Origin of the sequence: Streptomyces sp. FXJ1.172 (assembly GCF_001636945.3) — a bacterium.
Classification (GTDB): Bacteria; Actinomycetota; Actinomycetes; order Streptomycetales; family Streptomycetaceae; genus Streptomyces.
In genome coordinates this window covers 2,759,386-2,778,842 of sequence record NZ_CP119133.2, presented here as the reverse complement: position 1 = coordinate 2,778,842, position 19,457 = coordinate 2,759,386, and the positions used below count along the sequence as shown (strand labels likewise).

16 protein-coding genes are annotated in these 19,457 nt (G+C 72.0%); 14 read left to right on the top strand and 2 right to left on the bottom strand.

The window, feature by feature from the left end; translation table 11 throughout:
• Positions 1 to 48 precede the first annotated feature (48 nt).
• The 12 genes from A6P39_RS12315 (at position 49) to A6P39_RS12260 (ending at position 14,811) form a co-directional block, all read left to right on the top strand.
• Positions 49 to 267: an MbtH family protein gene (locus A6P39_RS12315; protein ID WP_067055781.1), complete on the top strand. Its 219-nt coding sequence runs from the start codon at positions 49 to 51 to the stop codon at positions 265 to 267.
• A 156-nt stretch (positions 268 to 423) separates the two neighbouring features.
• Entirely contained in the window at positions 424 to 4,401 is a 3,978-nt protein-coding gene (locus A6P39_RS12310) for an amino acid adenylation domain-containing protein (protein ID WP_275883846.1), read from the top strand.
• Positions 4,402 to 4,404: 3 nt separating this feature from the next.
• A complete protein-coding gene (locus tag A6P39_RS12305) occupies positions 4,405 to 5,595 on the top strand; it encodes a cytochrome P450 (RefSeq protein WP_067047958.1) in 1,191 nt (396 codons plus the stop codon).
• Between the two features lie 8 nt (positions 5,596 to 5,603).
• Positions 5,604 to 6,902 carry a macrolide family glycosyltransferase gene (locus A6P39_RS12300; RefSeq protein ID WP_067047956.1) on the top strand — a complete coding sequence of 433 codons (1,299 nt, stop codon included), beginning with the start codon at positions 5,604 to 5,606 and terminating at the stop codon, positions 6,900 to 6,902.
• A gap of 14 nt (positions 6,903 to 6,916) precedes the next feature.
• Positions 6,917 to 7,264: a hypothetical protein gene (locus tag A6P39_RS12295; RefSeq protein ID WP_067047953.1), complete on the top strand. Its 348-nt coding sequence runs from the start codon at positions 6,917 to 6,919 to the stop codon at positions 7,262 to 7,264.
• A 1-nt stretch (position 7,265) separates the two neighbouring features.
• Positions 7,266 to 7,673, top strand: coding sequence for a hypothetical protein (locus A6P39_RS12290; protein ID WP_067047951.1), 408 nt, complete (start codon positions 7,266 to 7,268; stop codon positions 7,671 to 7,673).
• Between the two features lie 2 nt (positions 7,674 to 7,675).
• Entirely contained in the window at positions 7,676 to 8,086 is a 411-nt protein-coding gene (locus A6P39_RS12285) for a hypothetical protein (protein WP_067047949.1), read from the top strand.
• 66 nt (positions 8,087 to 8,152) lie between these two features.
• Positions 8,153 to 9,256 (top strand): beta-ketoacyl synthase N-terminal-like domain-containing protein, encoded by a 1,104-nt coding sequence (locus tag A6P39_RS12280; protein ID WP_199840839.1) that lies wholly within the window; start codon positions 8,153 to 8,155, stop codon positions 9,254 to 9,256.
• A gap of 94 nt (positions 9,257 to 9,350) precedes the next feature.
• Entirely contained in the window at positions 9,351 to 11,030 is a 1,680-nt protein-coding gene (locus A6P39_RS12275) for a phytoene desaturase family protein (RefSeq protein ID WP_107304383.1), read from the top strand.
• A 49-nt stretch (positions 11,031 to 11,079) separates the two neighbouring features.
• The gene (locus A6P39_RS12270; protein ID WP_079133493.1) at positions 11,080 to 12,048 is read left to right on the top strand and encodes an ATP-binding cassette domain-containing protein; all 969 of its coding nucleotides are present in this window, start codon (positions 11,080 to 11,082) and stop codon (positions 12,046 to 12,048) included.
• Positions 12,048 to 12,839, top strand: coding sequence for an ABC transporter permease (locus A6P39_RS12265; protein ID WP_067047944.1), 792 nt, complete (start codon positions 12,048 to 12,050; stop codon positions 12,837 to 12,839). The genes A6P39_RS12270 and A6P39_RS12265 overlap by 1 nt, the downstream gene beginning before the upstream one ends.
• 22 nt (positions 12,840 to 12,861) lie before the next feature.
• On the top strand, positions 12,862 to 14,811 hold the full coding sequence (locus A6P39_RS12260; RefSeq protein WP_067047943.1) for an ABC1 kinase family protein: 1,950 nt from the start codon (positions 12,862 to 12,864) through the stop codon (positions 14,809 to 14,811).
• 10 nt (positions 14,812 to 14,821) lie between these two features.
• Here A6P39_RS12260 and A6P39_RS12255 read toward each other — a convergent pair whose 3' ends face one another.
• Positions 14,822 to 15,388, bottom strand: coding sequence for a DUF3995 domain-containing protein (locus tag A6P39_RS12255; protein ID WP_079133492.1), 567 nt, complete (start codon positions 15,386 to 15,388; stop codon positions 14,822 to 14,824).
• 36 nt (positions 15,389 to 15,424) lie between these two features.
• The gene (locus tag A6P39_RS12250; RefSeq protein ID WP_067047941.1) at positions 15,425 to 16,687 is read right to left on the bottom strand and encodes a macrolide family glycosyltransferase; all 1,263 of its coding nucleotides are present in this window, start codon (positions 16,685 to 16,687) and stop codon (positions 15,425 to 15,427) included.
• Positions 16,688 to 16,908: 221 nt separating this feature from the next.
• Here A6P39_RS12250 and A6P39_RS12245 point away from each other — a divergent pair, with 221 nt between their 5' ends.
• Both A6P39_RS12245 and A6P39_RS12240 read left to right on the top strand, forming a co-directional pair.
• Positions 16,909 to 18,582, top strand: coding sequence for a bifunctional UDP-N-acetylglucosamine diphosphorylase/glucosamine-1-phosphate N-acetyltransferase GlmU (locus A6P39_RS12245; RefSeq protein ID WP_079133491.1), 1,674 nt, complete (start codon positions 16,909 to 16,911; stop codon positions 18,580 to 18,582).
• 6 nt (positions 18,583 to 18,588) lie between these two features.
• Positions 18,589 to 19,377: a PIG-L deacetylase family protein gene (locus A6P39_RS12240; protein WP_067047939.1), complete on the top strand. Its 789-nt coding sequence runs from the start codon at positions 18,589 to 18,591 to the stop codon at positions 19,375 to 19,377.
• The last annotated feature ends 80 nt before the right edge of the window (positions 19,378 to 19,457 follow it).

Here is a 19,457-nt window from a genome sequence, read left to right as displayed (position 1 = left end):
CCGTGCGTGCGATCCCACGCACGGACGAACCAAGGAGAGAGATCCGCCATGAGCAACCCCTTCGAGAACGAGGACGGCCGCTTCCTGGTGCTCGTCAACGACGAAGCCCAGTACTCCCTGTGGCCTTCCTTCGCCGAGGTGCCGGCCGGATGGACCGTCGCCCACGGTGAGGACACCCGCCAGGCCTGCCTGGACTACGTCGAGGCGCACTGGACCGACATGCGGCCCAAGAGCCTGGTCCAGGCGATGGACGCCGCGGCCTCCTGAACCCGGCGTCCTGAGCGCGCGGCACCGTGCCGCGCTCCCCGGGGCCGGATCTTCCCCCGCGCCGCGCCCCGCCGGGGCCGGGCCGCCGACCGGGCGGCCCGGCCCCGTTCCCCGTGCCACGACAGTCGTCACTTCACCACCCGAGGACGGACAGCCATGCCTGACTCCCGCGCCACTCGGCTGCCGCTGACCGCTGCCCAGTCGGGCATGTGGTACGCCCAGCGGCTCGACCCGGACAACCCGATCTACAACGGCGGCCAGTACTGGGAGATCGAGGGCCAGCTGGACCCCGACCTCTTCGAACAGGCCCTGCGCCAGGTGATACACGAGACCGACGCCCTGCGCACGCGCTTCGTGGAGGACCAGGACGGCGTCGGACAGATCGTCGAGGCGGACCCGCCCCGGGTGGTGCACTACCTCGACGTCAGCCGCGAGGGCGATCCGCGGGCCGCCGCCGAGGAGTGGATGCGGGCCGACCTCGCCCGGCCGGTCGACCTGGCCACGGCCGCCCCCGCCGACCTGTCCGCCTTCGCCCTGATCGAGACCCGGCCCGACCACTTCCTCTGGTACCACCGCTGCCACCACATCGTGCTCGACGGGTACGGCAGCGCGCTCGTCAGCCGCCGGGTCGCCGAGGTCTACACGGCCCTGGCCGGCGGCACCGAGGCCGCCCCGAACGACTGGCGTCCGCTGCACGAACTGGTGCGGGGCGACGAGGAGTACCGTGCCTCCGCACGCCACGCGCAGGACCGTGAGTACTGGCGGGCGCAGCTCGACGACCGCCCCACGGTGCGCCCACTGGCCGGGCGCACCACCGCGATGCCGCGCCGTCTCGTGCGCGCCACCGGACATCTGGCGCCCGAGATCGCCGCCCGGCTGCGGGAGATGGCCGGCCGTGCCGCGGTGCCGTGGCCGCCCGTGCTCACCGCGGTCTTCGCCGCCTACCTGCAGAACCTCACCGGCGGCGAGGACGTCGTCGTGGGCCTGCCCGTCACCGCCCGGGTCGGACAGGCCGCCCGGGCCGTGCCCGGCATGCTCTCCAACGTGCTCCCGGTGCGTCTGCACGTGGACGCGGGCACCACCTTCACCGAACTGCTCACCCAGGTGTCCGCGCGGATGCGGGCGGCGCTGAAGCACCAGCGGTACCGCTACGAGGACATGCGGCGCGACCTCGGCCTGGTGGGCGAGGAGGAGCAACTCGTCGGACCGCAGGTCAACATCATGCTGTTCGGTGACAGGCCCACCTTCGGCGGGCTCCCTGCCACCGCCCACACCCTCAGCCTGGGCCCGGTCCAGGACCTGTCGGCGGTCTTCCAGGACCAGGGCGAGAACGCGCCCGTGCGCATCGACTTCGAGGCCAACCCCGACCTGTACTCCGAGGACGAACTCGCCCTCCACCAGCGGCGGTTCCTCGCCTTCGTCGACCGGCTGACCGCGGGCGGCGGCGAGCTGCCGCTCGGTGCCCTCGACGCGATGCTCCCCGGCGAGCGTGCCCGGCTGCTGGAGCGCGGCGCCGCAGACAGCCCCGTCCCGCAGGACGACCGCACGCTGGTGGAGTTGTTCGAGGAGCAGGTGGTGCGGGGTGGGGACCGGGTGGCGGTGTCCTGTGGTGGGGAGTCGGTTTCGTATGCGGAGTTGAATGCGCGGGCGAATCGGGTGGCGCGGTGGTTGTTGGGTCGTGGGGTGGGTGTCGAGGATCTGGTGGCGGTGTCGTTGCCGCGGTCGGTGGATCTGGTGGTGGGGTTGTTGGGTGTGTTGAAGGCGGGGGCGGCGTATGTGCCGGTGGATCCGGATTATCCGGTGGAGCGGCGGGAGTTTCTGCTGGCGGATGCGGCGCCGGTGTGTGTGGTGGATGCGGGGGTGCTGGTGGCTGCGGAGGGGTTGCCGGCGGGGGATGTGGTGGCGGGGGAGCGGCGGGGTGTGGTGGGTGGGGGGTCGGCTGCGTATGTGATTTATACGTCGGGTTCGACGGGGCGGCCGAAGGGTGTGGTGGTGTCGCACGGGAATGTGGTGCGGTTGTTCTCGGCGACGCGGGGGTGGTTCTCGTTCGGTCCGGATGATGTGTGGACGTTGTTCCATTCTTTTGCGTTCGATTTTTCGGTGTGGGAGTTGTGGGGGGCGTTGTTGCATGGGGGGCGGTTGGTGGTGGTGCCGTTCTCGGTGAGTCGTTCGCCTGTTGATTTCCGGCGGTTGTTGGTGGATGAGGGGGTGACGGTGCTGAATCAGACGCCGTCGGCGTTTTATCAGTTGATGCCGGTGGTTGAGGCGGCTGAAGCGGCTGAAGCGGCTGGTGGTGGGGTGGGCGGCGGTCTGGTGTTGAGGTGGGTGGTGTTCGGTGGTGAGGCGTTGGATCTGCGGCGTCTGGGGCCGTGGTTTGCGCGGCATGGTGATGTGGCGCCGGTGTTGGTGAATATGTATGGGATCACTGAGACGACGGTGCATGTGAGTTTTATGCGTTTGTCGGGGGTGCTGGCGGGTTCGGGTGCGGGCAGTGTGATCGGTGAGGCGATTCCTGATCTTCGGGTGTTTGTGCTGGACGAGGCGTTGCGGCCGGTTCCGGTGGGTGTGGCGGGTGAGTTGTATGTGGGGGGTGGGGGGGTTGCCCGGGGTTATCTGGGGCGGCCTGGTCTGACGGCGGAGCGTTTTGTGGCGGATCCGTTCGGTGCGGCGGGCGGCAGGTTGTACCGGACGGGGGATGTGGCCCGTTGGGACTCCCAGGGCCGGCTGGTGTTCGAGGGGCGTGCGGACGACCAGGTGAAGCTGCGTGGTTTCCGTATCGAGTTGGGTGAGGTGGAGGCGGCCGTGGCTGTGTGTGCGGATGTCGCGCAGGCCTTGGTGGTGGTGCGGGAGGACCGGCCGGGGGACCAGCGGCTGGTGGCGTACGTGGTCGCGGCGCCGGGTGCGGACGTGGAGGTGCCGGGGCTGCGCGATCACCTGGCGCGCAGTCTCCCGCAGCACATGATCCCGTCCGCCGTGGTCGTCCTCGACGCCTTCCCGCTGACCGCCAACGGCAAGCTGGACCGCAGGGCGCTGCCGGCCCCCGAGGCGGCCGGCACGGAAGGTGCGCGCGCCCCGCGTACTCCGCGCGAGGAGATCCTGTGCGGCCTGTTCGCCGAGGTGCTCGGGGCGCGGCGGGTCGGCGCGGACGACAGCTTCTTCGACCTGGGCGGCCACTCCGTGCTGGCCACCCGGCTGACGGCCCGGGTGAACGCGGAGTTCGGCGTCGACCTGTCGATCCGCACCCTGTTCGAGGCCCCCACCCCCGCCGCGCTCGGCGCCCGGCTCGACGAGGGCGGCGCGGAGGGCGGCGCCCTCGACGTGCTGCTTCCGCTGCGGCCGTTCGGCACCCGGCCCCCGGTCTTCTGCGTCCATCCGGCGGGCGGCCTGAGCTGGTGCTACTCCGGGCTGATCAAGCACATCGACCACGACTACCCGGTGTACGGTCTGCAGGCCCGCGGGCTGGACAAGGACGAGCCGATGCCCTCGTCCCTGGGCGAGATGGCCGACGACTACGTACGGCAGATCCGCACCGTGCAACCAGCCGGTCCCTACCGCCTGGTGGGCTACTCGGCGGGTGGTGTGATCGCCCACGCCATGGCCGTCCGGCTGGAGGAACTCGGGGAAACCGTCGATCTGCTGGGCGTGCTCGACACCTACCCCGGCCAGCGGATGCCACCGATCGACGAGCAGGGCGTACTGGCCGACCTGCTGCGCTGGGTCGGCTACGACCGCAGGTACCTGGGCCCCGGACCGCTCACCCACGAGCGGGTGACCGAGGTGCTGCAGCGGCTCGGCAGCGCGATGGCCTCCCTGGGGCAGCGCCACATCGCCGCCATCACGCGGATCTACGCCAACAACAGCGAGCTGTTCAACACGCATGACGCCGGCAAGTTCAGCGGTGACCTCCTCCTCGTGGTCGCCACCCTGGACAAGATCGACATATCCCCGAAGCCCGACACCTGGCAGCCCTACGTCGGCGGCGCGATCAAGACCGTGGAGATCGACCGGCAGCACACCGACCTGATGAAGCCGGGGCCGCTCGCCGAGATCGGCCGGATCCTGGCCGCCGAACTCCGCCGGGTCGACGGCACCGGCGACGGCGAGCAGGCGCACACGACCCCGAAGGAGAACTGACCCATGACCACCAGCGCCCCCGCCCCCGAACCGGGCCGGACCGAGGCGAACGCCCACTTCTTCCGCTGGCTGGAGAAGATGCGCAAGGACGAGCCGGTCAGCTACAACCCGCAGACGTTCCAGTGGTCGGTCTTCCGGCACGCCGACGTGACCCGGGTCATGGCCGAAGCCGGGACCTTCGTCAACGACATGGCCGACATCACGCCTCCCCAGGAGGACTACGACGTCTTCTTCCGCGGGAACATCGCCGCGATGGACGAGCCCAGGCACCGCAAGTTCAAGATGCTCGTCAGCAAGGCGTTCAGCGCCAAGTACATAGGCGCCCAGGAGCCCTGGATCACCGAACTGGCGCGGGACCTGCTCGACAGGATCGCCGACAGGGAACGGTTCGACATCGCGGAGGACTTCGCCTTCCCGTTCCCGGTCGCGGTGATCGCCACCATCCTCGGCGCTCCCCGCGAGGACGCCCCCCTGTTCGCCGAGTGGGCGAACCTGCTGCACGCCAGCAACACCGGCGTGGAGGGACACCGTGCCACCGCGATGCGGCTGAAGTCCCTCAACAGCTACATGTTCGAGCAGATCCGCAAGCGCCGGGCCGCGCCCCGCGACGACCTCATCACCGCCCTGGTACAGGCCGAACTGGACGGGCGCAGGCTCGAGGACGAGGAGATCGTCGGGTTCGCCGGAGTGCTGCTCATGGGCGGCATCACCACCACCGCGGCACTGATCAGCAACATCGTCCTCACCCTCGACCGCTTCCCTCATGTGTACGACGAGGTCCGCGCCGATCGCGCACTCGTCCCGCAGACGATCGAGGAGGTCGTGCGCATCCGGCCGTCCTTCAGCAACTTCGTGCGGATGACCAGCGAGGACGTCGAGATCGGCGGGGAGCTGATCCCCGCCGGCGAGCTGGTGCACGTCTGGATCTCGTCGGCGAACCGCGACGCGAACGCCTTCCCCGACCCGGACCGCTTCGACATCCACCGCGACCCCAACCGGCACGTCGGCTTCGGCCAGGGCATCCACTACTGCATCGGCGCACCGCTGGCCAGGCTGGAGAGCAGGATCGCCTTCAACCTGCTGCTCGACCGGTACGCGCGCATCGCCGTGGACCCCGCGGGAGACATCGAGTTCCTCGACACCTCGGACATGATCGGTGCCTCCCGGCTGCCCGTCATCGTCAAGCGGGCATGAGCCGCGCGATGACCGACACCGCTTCGGCGCGCCCCGCGCACATCGCCGTCCTCAACATCCCCGCCCACGGACATGTGAACCCGACCCTGGGCATCGTCGCCGAACTGGTCCGGCGGGGGCACCGCGTCAGCTACGCGGTGCCCGAGGAGTTCGGTCCGCAGGTGCGGGCGGCCGGCGCCGGCCTCGTACCGTACGAGACCACGCTCCCGGCCTCGGACCGGGTCGAGGACTGGCCGTCGGACGATCCGGTCGCCATGCTCGGGCTCGCCCTGCACGAGGCCGTCTCCGTCCTGCCGGGGCAGCTGCGCGCCTTCGCCGCCGACCCACCGGACCTGGTCCTGCACGACTTCGGCGCGCTCACCGGCCGCCTGCTCGCCCACCGCCACGGCGTGCGGGCCGTGTGCGTGTCCTCGACCCACGTCTCGGCCGCGGACCCCGCGGAACGGCAGGCGCGCCGAGAGCTGTTCGAGGAGCTGTTCCACGACGACCCCCGCTGGCATGAGTACCAGCGGGGATTCCGCAAGCTCCTCGACGACGCCGGCATCGGGATGTCCGTCGACGACTACACCGGACAGCCCGAGCGCTGCCTGGTGCCGATTCCCCGGTTCTTCCAGCAGGACGGGGAACGGGTCGACGAACGGTACGCGTTCGTCGGGCCCTGCCTGGGCGGGCGGTCCCACCAGGGGCACTGGCGGGAGCCCGCCGAGGGCACCCCGGTGCTGCTGGTCGCGCTCGGCACCGCGGGCAGCGACCGGCCGGAGTTCTACCGGCGGTGCGTGCGCGCGTTCACCGGGACGCCCTGGCACGTCGTCATGGCCACCGGCCGGCTCGACCCGGCACACATCGGCCCGCTCCCGGACAACGTGGAGACCCACGCCAGCGTCCCCCAACTGCGGGTACTGGCACGGGCGGACGCCTTCATCACCCACGCCGGCATGGGATCCGTACTGGAGGCGATGCACCACGGCGTCCCCATGGTCGCCGTACCGCAGGTGAACGACCAGCCGGTCAACGCGGCCAGGATCGCCGAGCTGGGGCTCGGCATTTACCTCGCCCAGGAAGAGGCGACCGTGCACGCGCTGCGGGACGCGGTCTTCTCGCTCGCCGCCGATCCCCACGTCGCCCGGCGCACGGCCGGGATCCGGGCGCGGATGCGCCGGCTGGGCGGCGCGGCCGCCGCGGCCGGCCTGATCGAGTCGCAGCTCCCCGGCGGCGCGGGCCGGTGGCAGGAGCTTGCCAGACGCCTGGAGTTCGCCGGGGACCACCGTGAAGCTGAGCGCGCCGTACACGGCACGAGCGCCGACTGAGGGCAGGAACAGTCATGGACCCGAACATCGCCACCCGACCGGCACCCCACTTGCTCGTGGAGAGCAAGGGGCCCTGGGCGGATCCGCGTGGTGCCTTCCTCGAGGACGCGTGCACCCTCGCGCGGGGCGGACACCACGTGCAGCTGCTGTGCCTGCAGGACGCGGTCGCGGCGGCGGTGCGGGACGCCTCACCGCACACCAGGGCCCTGCTCGAGGCGGGCGGAGAGCTGTGGGTGGACGACTTCTCGCTCGCCCAGCGCGGCATGACCGGCGTCGCCCTGGAGCCCGGCGCCCGCGTGGTGGACATGGCGCACACGGCGGCCCGGCTGCTGGAGCCCGACGTCCGGGTGGTGTGGCACTGACATGGCCCGCACCGTTCCGCGCACCGACGTGCTCATCACGTTGATGGGCGCACCGCACGAGAGCGACCTGCTCACCAGCACCCTCCGGCTGACCCAGGCCGTACTCGACCGCGGAGCCTCGGTGCAGATCTGGGCCTGCGGCTACGCGACCCTGCTCACCCAGCGGGCCCTGGGCGACAGCAAGCCCCGCAACCTCGCCGCGTGGTCCACCGACTACCCCTCCGCCGGCCGTGTCGTGCGGCGGATGCTCGCGGCCCATCCCGGCGCCCTGTACTGGTACGCCTGCCGCTTCTGCAGCGACGACCGCGGTGCGTTCGCGCACATCCCCGAGGTGCCGGTGCGGGCGCCGGCGCGGTACGCCGAACACGTCGCGGCCGCCGCCAAGACGCTCCACGCGGGAGTGATGTGACGATGTCCCAGAACACCGTCGTGTCCGAGGGCGGCCGCGCGCTGGCGATCGTGGAGCGGGCCTACCGGGGAGCCGTGGAGACCCAGTTCTCCGACGCCCTCTACTGCGCCTACCTCTTCCACCGCCACCTCGGCGGCCTCGACGTGCTGCTGCGCGGCCCCGCCGTCACCTATGCGGTGCGCGCAGGCGCGACGCCCGCACCGCGGCTCGGCGGACAGCCCCTGGACACGGTCAACGACCCGCGCGAGAACCTCGCCGTCCTGCTGGAGAGCGAGGTGGGCGTCTGGGCCGAGGAACCGGACCTGCTCGCGCACGGGCTGGGCCCCGGCGCGCTGCTGCCGAACGTGCGGACGGTGCCCGGCGGCGCGATGGCCGCCCGCTGGCCCGCCTACCGGTCGGTCTTCTATCTGTGAACCCTTCCCACAGGCCCCGGCGGCTGCCGACGGGCCCGGGACAAGCGACGAAGGAGTGGATCGGCTGTGACGGCGCTGGCTGTAGAAGGGTCCCGCCCTGTCATCTCGGGCTGGTCGGCCGTGTCGCCGTACGGCATCGGCCGGGACGCGTTCACCGAGGGTGTCCGCGCCGGCCGGCCCACGGCGACGGCCCTGACGGACACGGAGTGGAACGGGCCCGACGAACGGGCCTGCCTGGTCCCCGGTTTCACCGTCCGCGACGCGCTCGGCCGCAAGGGCACCCGCTCCATGGACCGGGTGACGGGCCTCGCGGTGACCGCGGTGGGACGGCTCCTCGGCGAAGGGGCCGGGCCAGGCGCCGGGCCCGTGCCGGACGGGTCGCACGTCGGGCTGGTGCTGGGCACCAACACCGGCAGTGCGCAGAGCATGATGGACTTCACCCGGGACACCTTCACCGAGGAGAAGCCCTACCACGTCGACCCGTCCCGGTTCCCGAACACGGTGATGAACTGCGCGGCGGGCCAGTGCGCGATCCGGTACGGGCTGAAGGGCCCCAACGCCACCGTCGCCGCGGGCCGTGCGTCCGGCCTGAAGGCACTCGGCTACGGACGCCGGCTGCTCATGTCGGCCCGCGCCCGCAGCGTGCTGTGCGGCGCCGTCGAGGAGTACTCCGAGGCCAGGTCCTGGCTGGAGCACCGCACCCGCCGTGCGGACGAACCCGCGGCGGTGCTCGGCGAGGGCTGCGCGATGGTGCGGCTGCAGCCCGGCGACGCGGTGGCCGACGGCGAGGCACTGGCCGACCTGCTCTGCGTCGAGAGTGCCGTGACCGGCGCCCAGGACGTGACCGGCACGCTCACCCGGTGTGTACGGCGGGCACTGGAACGCACCCGGGTGGACCCGGCCGAGGTCTGGGCCGTGGCTCCCTCCGAGCCCGTCGGCCCGGCCGGACCGGCCGAACGGGAGGCCCTCGCGCGGCTGTTCCCCGACGACCCGCGGTGGCTGTCGCAGGGCGAGCTGATCGGCGACACCTCGGCGGCGTCCGCCGCGTTCCAGATCGTCTCGGTGCTCGCCCTTGCCCAGGACAGCCCGGCGGCGTCCGGGCGGGTGGCCGCGATCACGTCGGTGGACCGCGACGGAGCGGTCGCGGTCGTGCTGCTCCGGCTGCGCTGAAGAACCGGTGGCAGGTTCTGGTCAGCCCGGCTGTGGCGGGGCGCCGGTTGGTGTGACGGTGTGGATCCATGAGAACGGGATGGGGTGGCCCAGCATGACGAAGACCGATGCGTGGGACGTGATCGTGGTCGGTTCCGGCATCGGCGGCCTGGTGTGCGCCGCCTATCTGGCGGTCTCCGGCCGGCGGGTGCTGGTGCTGGAGCAACACGACGTCGCCGGCGGAAACAGCCATGTCTTCCGCCGCCGCAGGGCCTACGAGTTCGACGTGGGCGTGCACTACCTCGGCGACTGCGGGCCCGACGGAGTGCTTCCGGCCGTGTTCGGCGGCCTCGGGCTGCGGGACCGGATCACGTACCTGCCGATGGACCAGGACGGCTTCGACGAGATCGTCACGCCGGGCGCGTCCATGTTCATGCCGGCCGGCTGGCCGGAGTACCGCAGGCGGCTGAAGGAGGTCCTGCCGGCCGACGCCGCCGGCATCGACGCCTTCGCCGACGTGTGCCAGGGCCTGGGCGAGGAGACCCGCCAGGCGATGCTGTCCGACCGCGACCTGTCGGTCACCGAGCTGGTCGCCCGCGCACCCCTGACCGTCCGGTGGGGGCGGCGCACCCTGAACGAGCTGTTCGACGAGTGCGGGCTGTCGGCCAGGGCCCGCACGGTGCTCGCCGCCCAGTCACCCAACTACGGCATGGGCCCCGCCCAGGCGACGGTCTCCCTGCACGCCACCGTCACCGACCACTACGTGCGCGGCGCCTACTACCCCGAGGGCGGCGGACAGATGCTGGCGGCCGGCCTCGTGGAGGTGCTCGAGGCGCACGGCGGCCGGCTGCTCACCCGCGCCCCGGTCGAACGCATCCTGGTCGACGACGGCCGGGTCACCGGCGTCGGACTCCGCGACGGACGGCACTTCACGGCCCCCTGCGTGGTCTCCAACGCCGACTACCGAAGGACCGTGCTCGACCTCGTCGGCCCCGAGCACTTCCCGCGCCGGCTGGTCACCAAGACCCGCGAGGCGACCATGGGCCTGCCGTTCGCCACCGTGTACGTCGCCACCGACACCGAGCTGCCGCGGCAGCCCAACGCCAACCTGTGGTGGTACGCCGACGACATCGACACCTACTACGAGCGGCTCGCCGCCGGCGACATCGACCCGGTGCCGTTCCTGTTCGCGTCGTTCGCCTCCCGCAAGGACCCCGGCTCGCCCCAGGTCTGCCCGCCCGGACACACCAACTTCCAGCTCATGACGCTGTGTCCGCCGCAGTACGACCGCTGGGGTGTGACCTCGGGCCCGGCCGACGGCACCCGCTACCGCCGTGACCCGCACTACCGTCAGCACAAGGAGCGGTTCACCGAGGCGATGCTGACCGCCGCCGAGAAGGTGCTCGGCCCGTTCCGCGACCATGTGGTGCACCTGGAGGCGGCGACACCGCTCACCCACGAGCGCTACACCCTGTCCACCGGCGGAACACCCTTCGGCCTCGCCGAATGGGGCGGCCCCGGAGGACGTCCGGACACCAGGACCCCGGTGGCCGGACTGTACGTGGTCGGCGCCAGCACCCGGTACGGCAGCGGCATCACGGGCGTCGCCGTCGGCGGCATCGCCTGCGCGGCCCAGCTGACCGGGCGCCGGCTGATGCACGAGGTCCACTCCGGCACGGTGCTCGGCGATCCGCAGCTGCTGCCCGAGCGCGGGCCGGGCTGGGACCCCCTTGCCGTCTCGCGGGGCGCCGGACGACGCGGCGCCAGGGGACTGGCCCGCATCGGCCGGCCCTGAGCCGGCCCGACAGCACGGTATCGGCGACTTTCCGAGGAGGGATCACGAAGTGGCGATCGAGGCGGAGGGGATCCGCAAACGGTACGGGGACACCGAGGTCCTCAAAGGGGTGGACCTCAGCGTCCCCGAGGGCACGGTGCTCGGCCTCCTGGGGCCCAACGGGGCGGGAAAGACGACATCGGTGCGCATTCTGGCCACCCTGCTCCCGCCCGACGGCGGCCGCGCCACGGTGGCCGGCCACGACGTCGCCCGCGAGCCCATGGAGGTCCGCAGACGCATCGGGCTCGCCGGACAGTACGCGGCGGTCGACGAGCGGCTCACCGGCAGGGAGAACCTCACCCTGATCGGGCGGCTGTACCGGCTGGGGCGGGCCGGTGCCCGGCGCCGCGCCGACGAACTGCTCGAGCGGTTCGACCTCACCCAGGCCGCCGACCGGGAGACCAAGACGTACTCCGGCGGTATGCGCCGCCGGCTCGACCTGGCCGCCAGCCTGCTCGCCGAACCGACCGTGCTCTTCCTGGACGAGCCCACCACAGGGCTGGACCTGACCAGCCGGATGACGCTGTGGAGCATGGTGCGCGAGCAGGTCGACGCGGGGGTCACCGTCCTGCTCACCACGCAGTACCTGGAAGAGGCCGACCACCTCGCCGACCGGATCGCGGTCATCGACAAGGGGCAGGTGATCGCGGACGGCACCCCCGACGAACTCAAGCGGAAGGTCGGCGGCGAACGCCTGGAGATCGCCCTGGCCGACGCCTCCGGCACGGCCCAGGCGCAGCGGCTGCTGGAGCGGATATCGGTGGGCGCCCCGGTCGTCGCGGACGACGGGCGCACCCTGACGGTGCCGGTGGCCTCGGGCATCGAAGCGATCGCCGAGGCCGCCACGGCCCTGCGGGAGCGGGGCGTGGAGGTCACGGACTTCGCCATGCGCAGACCGTCCATGGACGACGTCTTCCTCTCGCTCACCGGACAGACCAAAAGCGCCGAGGCGGCCGACGAGCAGGAAGTGAAGGCGTGATGGGGGAACTGGCGAGCGACGTGATGGCCCTGACGGGCCGGCACATGCGGCACATCATCAGGGTGCCGGAGAAACTGCTCGGGGTGACGGTCGCGCCGGTCGTCATGGTGCTGATCTTCGGTTACCTCTTCGGCAGCGCGATGACCGTGCCGGGCCACGGCAACTACCGCGAGTACATCATGGCCGGCATCTTCACGATGGTGATGTTCTCCGCCGTGGGCACCAGCGCCGCCGGTGTGGCCGACGACCTCAACAACGGCCTGGTCGACCGCTTCCGGTCGCTGCCGATGTCCCGGTACGCCGTGCTGCTCGGCCGTACCTTCTCGGACCTGGCCATGACCGCCCTCAGCTGCCTGGTCATGGCCGTCGTCGGCCTGCTCATCGGCTGGCGGGCCCACCACGGTGTGCCCAGGACCCTCGCCGGCTTCGGCCTGTTGCTGCTGCTCGGGTTCACGATGTGCTGGCTCGGGGCGCTGATCGGACTCGTCGTGCGCAGCCCGGAAGCGGTCAACACCATCGCCCAGCTGGTCGTGATGCCGTTCGCGTTCCTGTCCAACTCCTTCGTACCGCTGGACGGGCTGCCGCGCTGGATGCAGGTCCTCGCGGAGTGGAACCCGATCAGTGCCGTGGTCAGCGGCTGCCGGGAGCTGTGGGGCAACCCCTCCACCCGGGTCAGCGACGCGCTGCCCGCCCAGCATCCGGTTATCGCCGCGGTGCTGACCTGCGGGATCCTGCTCGCGGTCGTGGCGCCGCTGGCCTCACGCGCCTACAACCGGGCAGCCGCGCGCTGAGGGCAGGAGGGCTTTCGCGGTGATGAAGGTGGCCCAGTTCCTCCTCGCCCTGCTGGTGATGACCGCTTTCATCGCGGCCTTCGTGCTCAGCGCCCGCAGACTGCTCGGCCTGCGGATCGGCACCGTACGGTCGCTGCTGGCGGGGCTCGTCAGCTTCGCCGGGCTCGCCGTGTTCAGTCTGCTGATGCAGCGGCCCGAGCAGCACGGCGTGCTCACGGGAGTGCAGTTCGGCTCCACGCTGGTGGTCACCACCGGCTTCCTCGCCCTGCTCGAAGTGATCGCCCCCAGCGGCACGGTGGGCTGGCCGACGGACTGGGCGCGGGCGGTGCGCTCACGGCTCGCCTGTGCCCGCAGATCCGCGCAGATCGCGTCCATCGCGGTCCGGCACGGGCTGCGCCCCTACCTCGGCGGCGGGCCGGTGCGGGAAGGAGGGGCCGCACTGGCGCACTCGCTGCGCCTCGCCCTGGAGCAGGGCGGAGCCACCTTCATCAAGCTCGGTCAGGTGCTCGCCACCCGCCAGGACCTGCTGCCGCCCGAGTTCGTGCGTGAACTGGCCCGCCTGCACCACCAGGTGCCCGCCGAGCCCTGGCCCCCGGTGCGCGAGGCACTCGGGCGGGCCCTCGGCGTCCCCGTGGAGCAGGCCTTCGCCCGGTTCGACCCGGTGCCCGTGGCGGCCGCCTCCATCGCCCAGGTGCACACGGCGCGCATGCACTGCGGGGACGAGGTGGTGGTGAAGGTCCGCAGGCCCGGCATCGAGGAACTGGTCCGCCGTGATCTGGACATCGTCCAGGGCCTGGCGAAGTCGCTGGAACGGCGCACCCGTTGGGCCCGTTCCCTCGGTGCGCGGGAGCTGGCCGAAGGGTTCGCGCAGTCGGTCCGGGAGGAACTCGACTTCCGCGTGGAGGCCGCGAACCTCGCCGCCACGGCCGCCGCCCGTGACCGGCGTGGCCGGCCCCCCGCCATCCGGGTGCCCGCCGTCCACCCGGAGCTGTCCGGCGAAGAGGTGCTGGTGCTGGAGCGGCTGCACGGCAAGCCCGCCGGCACCGCGCCCCTGCGCCAACTGGGCCACGAACAACGGCTGGCGCTGGCCCGCGATCTGCTGGCCGAGCTGTTCGAGCAGGTCATGACCGACGGCCTGTTCCACGCCGACCCTCATCCGGGCAACGTCCTGCTGCTGGACGACGGCGGGCTGGGCCTGGTGGACTTCGGCTCCGTGGGCCGCATCGACACCACGGTCCGCTCCGGTCTGCGGGCCTTCCTGCTGGCCCTGCACGCCGGGGACGCGGCCGCGCTGTGCGACGCGCTGCTCATCATCGTCACCCGTCCCGACGAGGTGGACGAGCCCCGGCTCGAGCGGGCCCTCGGCCGCTTCCTGTCCCGGCACTTCGCCGGCGGCGGCACACCCAACGTCGAGGTGTTCGGTGACCTGTTCCGCCTGGTTTCCCAGCACGGTCTCGCGGTGCCGCCCGAGGTCGCCGCGGTCTTCCGGGCCCTGGGCACGCTGGAGGGCACGCTGATGACCGTCGTCCCCGGCTTCTCACTGGTCGAGGAGGCCAGGCGCCTCGTCGACGTCCGCCTCGGCGGCGTCGGCACGGCCTCGGCCGTGCCGGCCGGCGGCCACCCGGTCAGCCTGGCCGAGCTGGCCTCCGTATGGGAACTGGTCAGGCGGCTGCCGCGCCGCCTGGAACGCGTCACGAGCGCTCTGGAGCAGGGCCGGCTGGGCGTCGGGGTCAGGCTCTTCGCCGACGCCCGGGACCGGCGCTACATCCGGTCCCTGGTGCACGAGGTGCTGCTCACCTTCATCGCGGCGACCTGCGGTGTGATGTCCGCGGTCCTGCTCAGCATCCGCGGCGGCCCCGTCGTCGTACCGGGCATCCGCTTCTTCGAACTGCTCGGCTACCACCTGCTGGTGGTGTCCGGGGTCATCGGACTGCGGGTGCTCTTCCTCATCACGCGCGGGAGTTCCGAGTAGCCGGGCCGGATCAGGCCGCACCGGCGCCGCGGAACAGGCGCCGGTGCCGCAGCAGCAGCCGGCCGTAGAGCAGGCCGCCCAGGACGAAGTAGCCGTCGATGCAGCTGCCCGAGACCTTGGTGTTCAGTGAGGGGTGCGCGTCTCCGGTGATCTGCTGGTACGTCAGGCCCGTCAGCCCCCGGTGTGCGAGACCCGTTTCCCGCAGCGAGGTGTCGAGCAGTCCCGCGCCTCCCCGCACCATCAGCAGGACGGCCCCGATCCACAGGCAGCTCAGCACCGTCCAGCGCGGAATGCGGTGCCCCCAGGGACGGGTCAGCGCCACCGGGAGGGAAATTCCCACCGCGAACATCACGCCGATCCCGATGGCCCATATCCAGTCCGCCGTGGTTCTCGTCCGCGGAATCATCTGCGAGCCGTCGCCGAGGCCGAACCGCCCGCCGGCGAACCAGTAGAAATGAAATGCCGTGAACACGACGGCCCATAAGAACGTGGCCATGGCAGCCCGCCGGAAGAAGATTTCCCTTTCATCCGCGCGGATGCCGGCCCCCGTTGCCCGTTGCCCGGGTGCATTGGTCATGGCCGTTATTCTCTCCGTGGGTTCGGACGCCCGGCGTCAGGCCGTGGGATGATCCTCGGCTCCACCGGCCGGCTGAGGCCGCCCGGCGGCAGTGCCCGCCAGCAGGCGCTCCACCGTGTCCGCCGCGGTGCGCGCCCCGCCCGCCCGCCGTACGTCCTCGCGCAGCGCCAGCAGGCTCCGCCGGATCTCCGGGTCCTTGCCCACCCGGTCCGCCGCTTCGCGGATCTCCTCGCCCGTGACCCCCTCGAAGGGCACCCGGGAGCCGATGCCGAGCCGCTCGATCACCCGGGCGTTCTCCATCTGGTCGAACCCCATGGGCACGGCGACCATCGGCACGGCGTGGTGGATCGCCTCCATCACCGAGCCCATGCCGGCGTGCGTGACGAACGCGTCGGCGCGGGCCAGCACCTGCAACTGCGGTACTTCCGCGAGCAGTTCGACGTTCCCGGGCACCTCGCCGAAGACCTCCGGGCCGAGCCCGCGGCCGACGCCCATCACCACGTGCCAGGGCGAGCCGGCGAACGCCTCCAGGCACTCGAAGTAGACCTGCTGCACCGCCGGCACCTCCGGCGCGATGGTGCCGAAGGCGATGAGCAGTACGGGCCGGCCGTCGGCCGGCGGGGTCCAGGCGCCCTGGTGGTCCTGCTCGCGCAGCACCGGCCCGACGAAGGTGTGATCGGCCCTCAACTCGGCGGCGTCGGCCTGGAACTGCTGCGGGATGGTGACCACACAGTGGGCGGCGAGCCCGACGTAGAGGAACTCGTCGACGGACATCCCGATCCCGGCGTCGTCGAGCCACCGGCGGAACCGGCGCCGGTACGCCAGCCACCGCTCGTCCCCGGCCACCGAGGCGTAGAAGGGGGCGAGGTCCCGCTCGTAGGTCCGGCTCGACACGCGGGTCGGCGACAGCCGGACGGCGGGCACGCCCCACTCGTGGGCCAGCACCTGGGCGGAGAGCGCGGCGTAGTCGTGCAGGACGAGGTCCGGCCGGTCGGCGCCGAAAGCCGCGCGCTGCTGGGGCAGGACGGCGATCGCCTCCTCCAGGAAGAGCGACGACATCGCGACGACGTCGCGGATCGGATAGCGCTCGCCACGCTCGGGGCGCGGGAAGGTGGTGTCGTAGACCACGGGGGTCGCGCCGGTCGCGCGCACCTGTGGCGCGTGCCCCTCGTCGATGGAGAAGCTGACCCGGTGGCCGCGCCTGACCAGTTCGGCCGCGAAGGCCAGGTTCGGATTCAGGTGCCCGTCGGCAGGAATGTTGAAGAAGGCGATGTGTGCGGGGCGTCGAAGGGTGTTCATGGGTGCCTCCACATTCGCTGAACTGATGAGCCGAGTGGCCGGTTCGGGCCATTTCCCGTGCCGACCCTAGAGAGTCGCGCAGTGGGGGGCGAGAGGCGAGTCAGCTTGCTGTCAGAATGGCGTGATCCCTTGCGTGCCCTCGGTCACATCGCATTCTCTGTGGAAAAACAGTCCGCCCGCCCTTGAACGGGGGGCTTTCTCCTGCGGGGGAGCTGATCGAGATGATTTCCCAGAGAAAACTTGACCCTTCGGCAGCCGGAACGCGGCCGCCCGACGACCCCGACGCGCGCGAACTGGCCGTCGTGGTCCTCGCGGCCGGCAACGGCGAGCGGATGGGGGGCGGCACCCAGAAGGTACTGCGGGAGATGGGCGGGCGAGCCCTGCTCGGGCATGTGCTGGACGCGGTGGAGGAGGTGCGCCCGCGGCACACGGTGGTCGTCACCGGCCGGTACCGCGAGCAGGTGAGCGCCTACCTGGCCAAGGAGTTCGGCGACCGTGCCGCCGCCTGGCGCACGGCTGTGCAGCAGGAGCAGCGCGGCTACGGCCACGCCCTCCTCGCCGGCTTCGAGGCGCTCAAGGGCTTCACCGGCACTGTCGTGGTGACCGCCGGCGACGCGCCGCTGCTCACGGCGCCCACGATCCGCCGGCTGATCGCCGATCACGAGAAGTCGGGCAACGCCATGACCCTGCTGTCCGGCCGGCTGCCGGACACCGCCGGGTACAGCCTGGTCCTGCGCTCGGAAGTGGGCGAGTACGCCTCCCTGTTGCCGCCCGACCGCGGCCACCGGCTGGAGGACGACGGCAGGCTCCGCGAGGTGGGCGCCGGCGTGTACGCCTTCGACGCGCAGATCCTGCGGGCCGCCTTCCGTCATCTGCTGGAGAGCGGTGACACCGCGGGCGAGTACCTCGCCACCGTCGTCGACTGGCTGACGCAGCGCTCGCACCGCATCGGCATCACCGTCGCCGAGGACAGCCGGGACGTCCTCGGCGTCAACGACCAGCGGCAGCTCTCGATCGCCCGCAGGGCGCTGAGGGACCGCATCAACTCCTGGTGGATGGCCGCCGGCGTGGACATCGTCGACCCCGACAGCACCTGGATCGACGTACGCGTCGCCCTGGAGCGGGATGTCGTCGTCGAGGCCAACACCCGGCTGTACGGCGGCACCACCGTGCACGAGGGCGCGACGGTGGGGCCCGACACCGAGCTGCGGGACTGCGTCGTACGGGCCGGGGCCGTGGTGGTCCGCTCCAGCGCCGTCGCCACCACCGTCGGGGAGGGCGCCGTGGTGGGCCCCTACACCTCGGTCGAGGGCAGCACCGTCGGCGCCGGCTCGCTGGTGTCGTGCTCCGTGGTCCGCGAGGCCGAAGTGGGCGACCAGGCCGAGGTCGGCCCCTACGCCCTGGTACGGCCCGACACCCGCCTGGCCGACCGGTCCAAGGTCGGCACCTTCGTGGAGATCAAGAACTCCACGCTCGGTGTCGGCGCCAAGGTGCCCCATCTGTCCTACGTGGGGGATGCGGACATCGGCGACGGCAGCAACATCGGCGGTCTGTCCGGGTTCGCCAACTACGACGGCCGCAAGAAGTACCGGACCGTGGTGGGCCGTGACGTCCGCATCGGCGGCCAGAACGGTCTGATCGCGCCGGTGACCGTCGGCGACGGCGCCTACTCCGGGGCCCGCGCGCTCATCTCCCAGGACGTTCCGCCCGGCGCCCTGGTGATAGCCGAGGGCTCCATCAAGCAGCGGAACATCCCCGGCTGGGTCCAGCGCAACCGCCCGGGTTCCGCCTCCGCGCTCGCCGCCGCGCTCGCGCAGGGCGGCATCCCCGAGGCACCGGACGACGGCGAGGCGGCGGCGCAGGCCGGCGCGGACGCCACCGAGCGCGAGGGATAGGGGCAGATGGCAAGCACCGTCCTCGTCGTCTCACCGCACCTGGACGACGCCGTGCTCTCCGCGGGCGGCCGGATCCACCGGCTCGTCTCCGAGGGCGCCCACGTCACCGTGTTCACCGTGTTCGCCGGCATCCCCGAGCCGCCGTACTCGCCGATCGCCGAGTACTTCCACTACGTCTGGGGCCTCGACACCGACCCGGTCGAGCACCGGCGCCGGGAGGACCAGGCCGCTGTGGCGCTGCTGGGTGCCACGCCCTCGTACGGCTCCTTCCTCGACGCCGTCTACCGGCGCCGCCCCGACGGCAGTTGGCTGGTCGACATGGACCAGCCGGCGGTCCAGGGCCATGACGTGCCCGAACCCGCCCTGGGGCCGGAGCTGGAGACCGCCGTCGCCTCGCTGCTGGGCACGCTCCAGCCGGACCTGGTCCTCACCTGCGCCGCCGTGGGCAACCACCTCGACCACCGCCGCGCCCGGGACGCGGTGGCGGCGGCCGCCGCCGGGAAGGTGCCGCTGTACTGCTGGGAGGACCTGCCCTACGGCATGCGCGAGCCGGACCCGCCCCCGCTGCCGGCCGGCGCGGGATTCGGGCCGCCCGTGGCCGAGACGGCGAGCGAGCGGGCCTGGTCGGCCAAGTACGCCGCCATCGGGTGCTACCGCTCCCAGCACAGCATGCTCTGGCCCCCCGGCACCGACGTCCGGGAGCTGTTCGACACCCACGCCGCCGGCCGGGCGGGCGCCCACGGCGCCGATGGCAGAGCCGAGGTGTTCTGGCCGGTGGAGCCGGGCGGGGCCTGATCGGGCCCCCGGCCCGCAACGGCGAACGGGACGGTCCCCCGCGAACCACCGCGGGGGACCGTCCCGTGATCTGGTGCGGA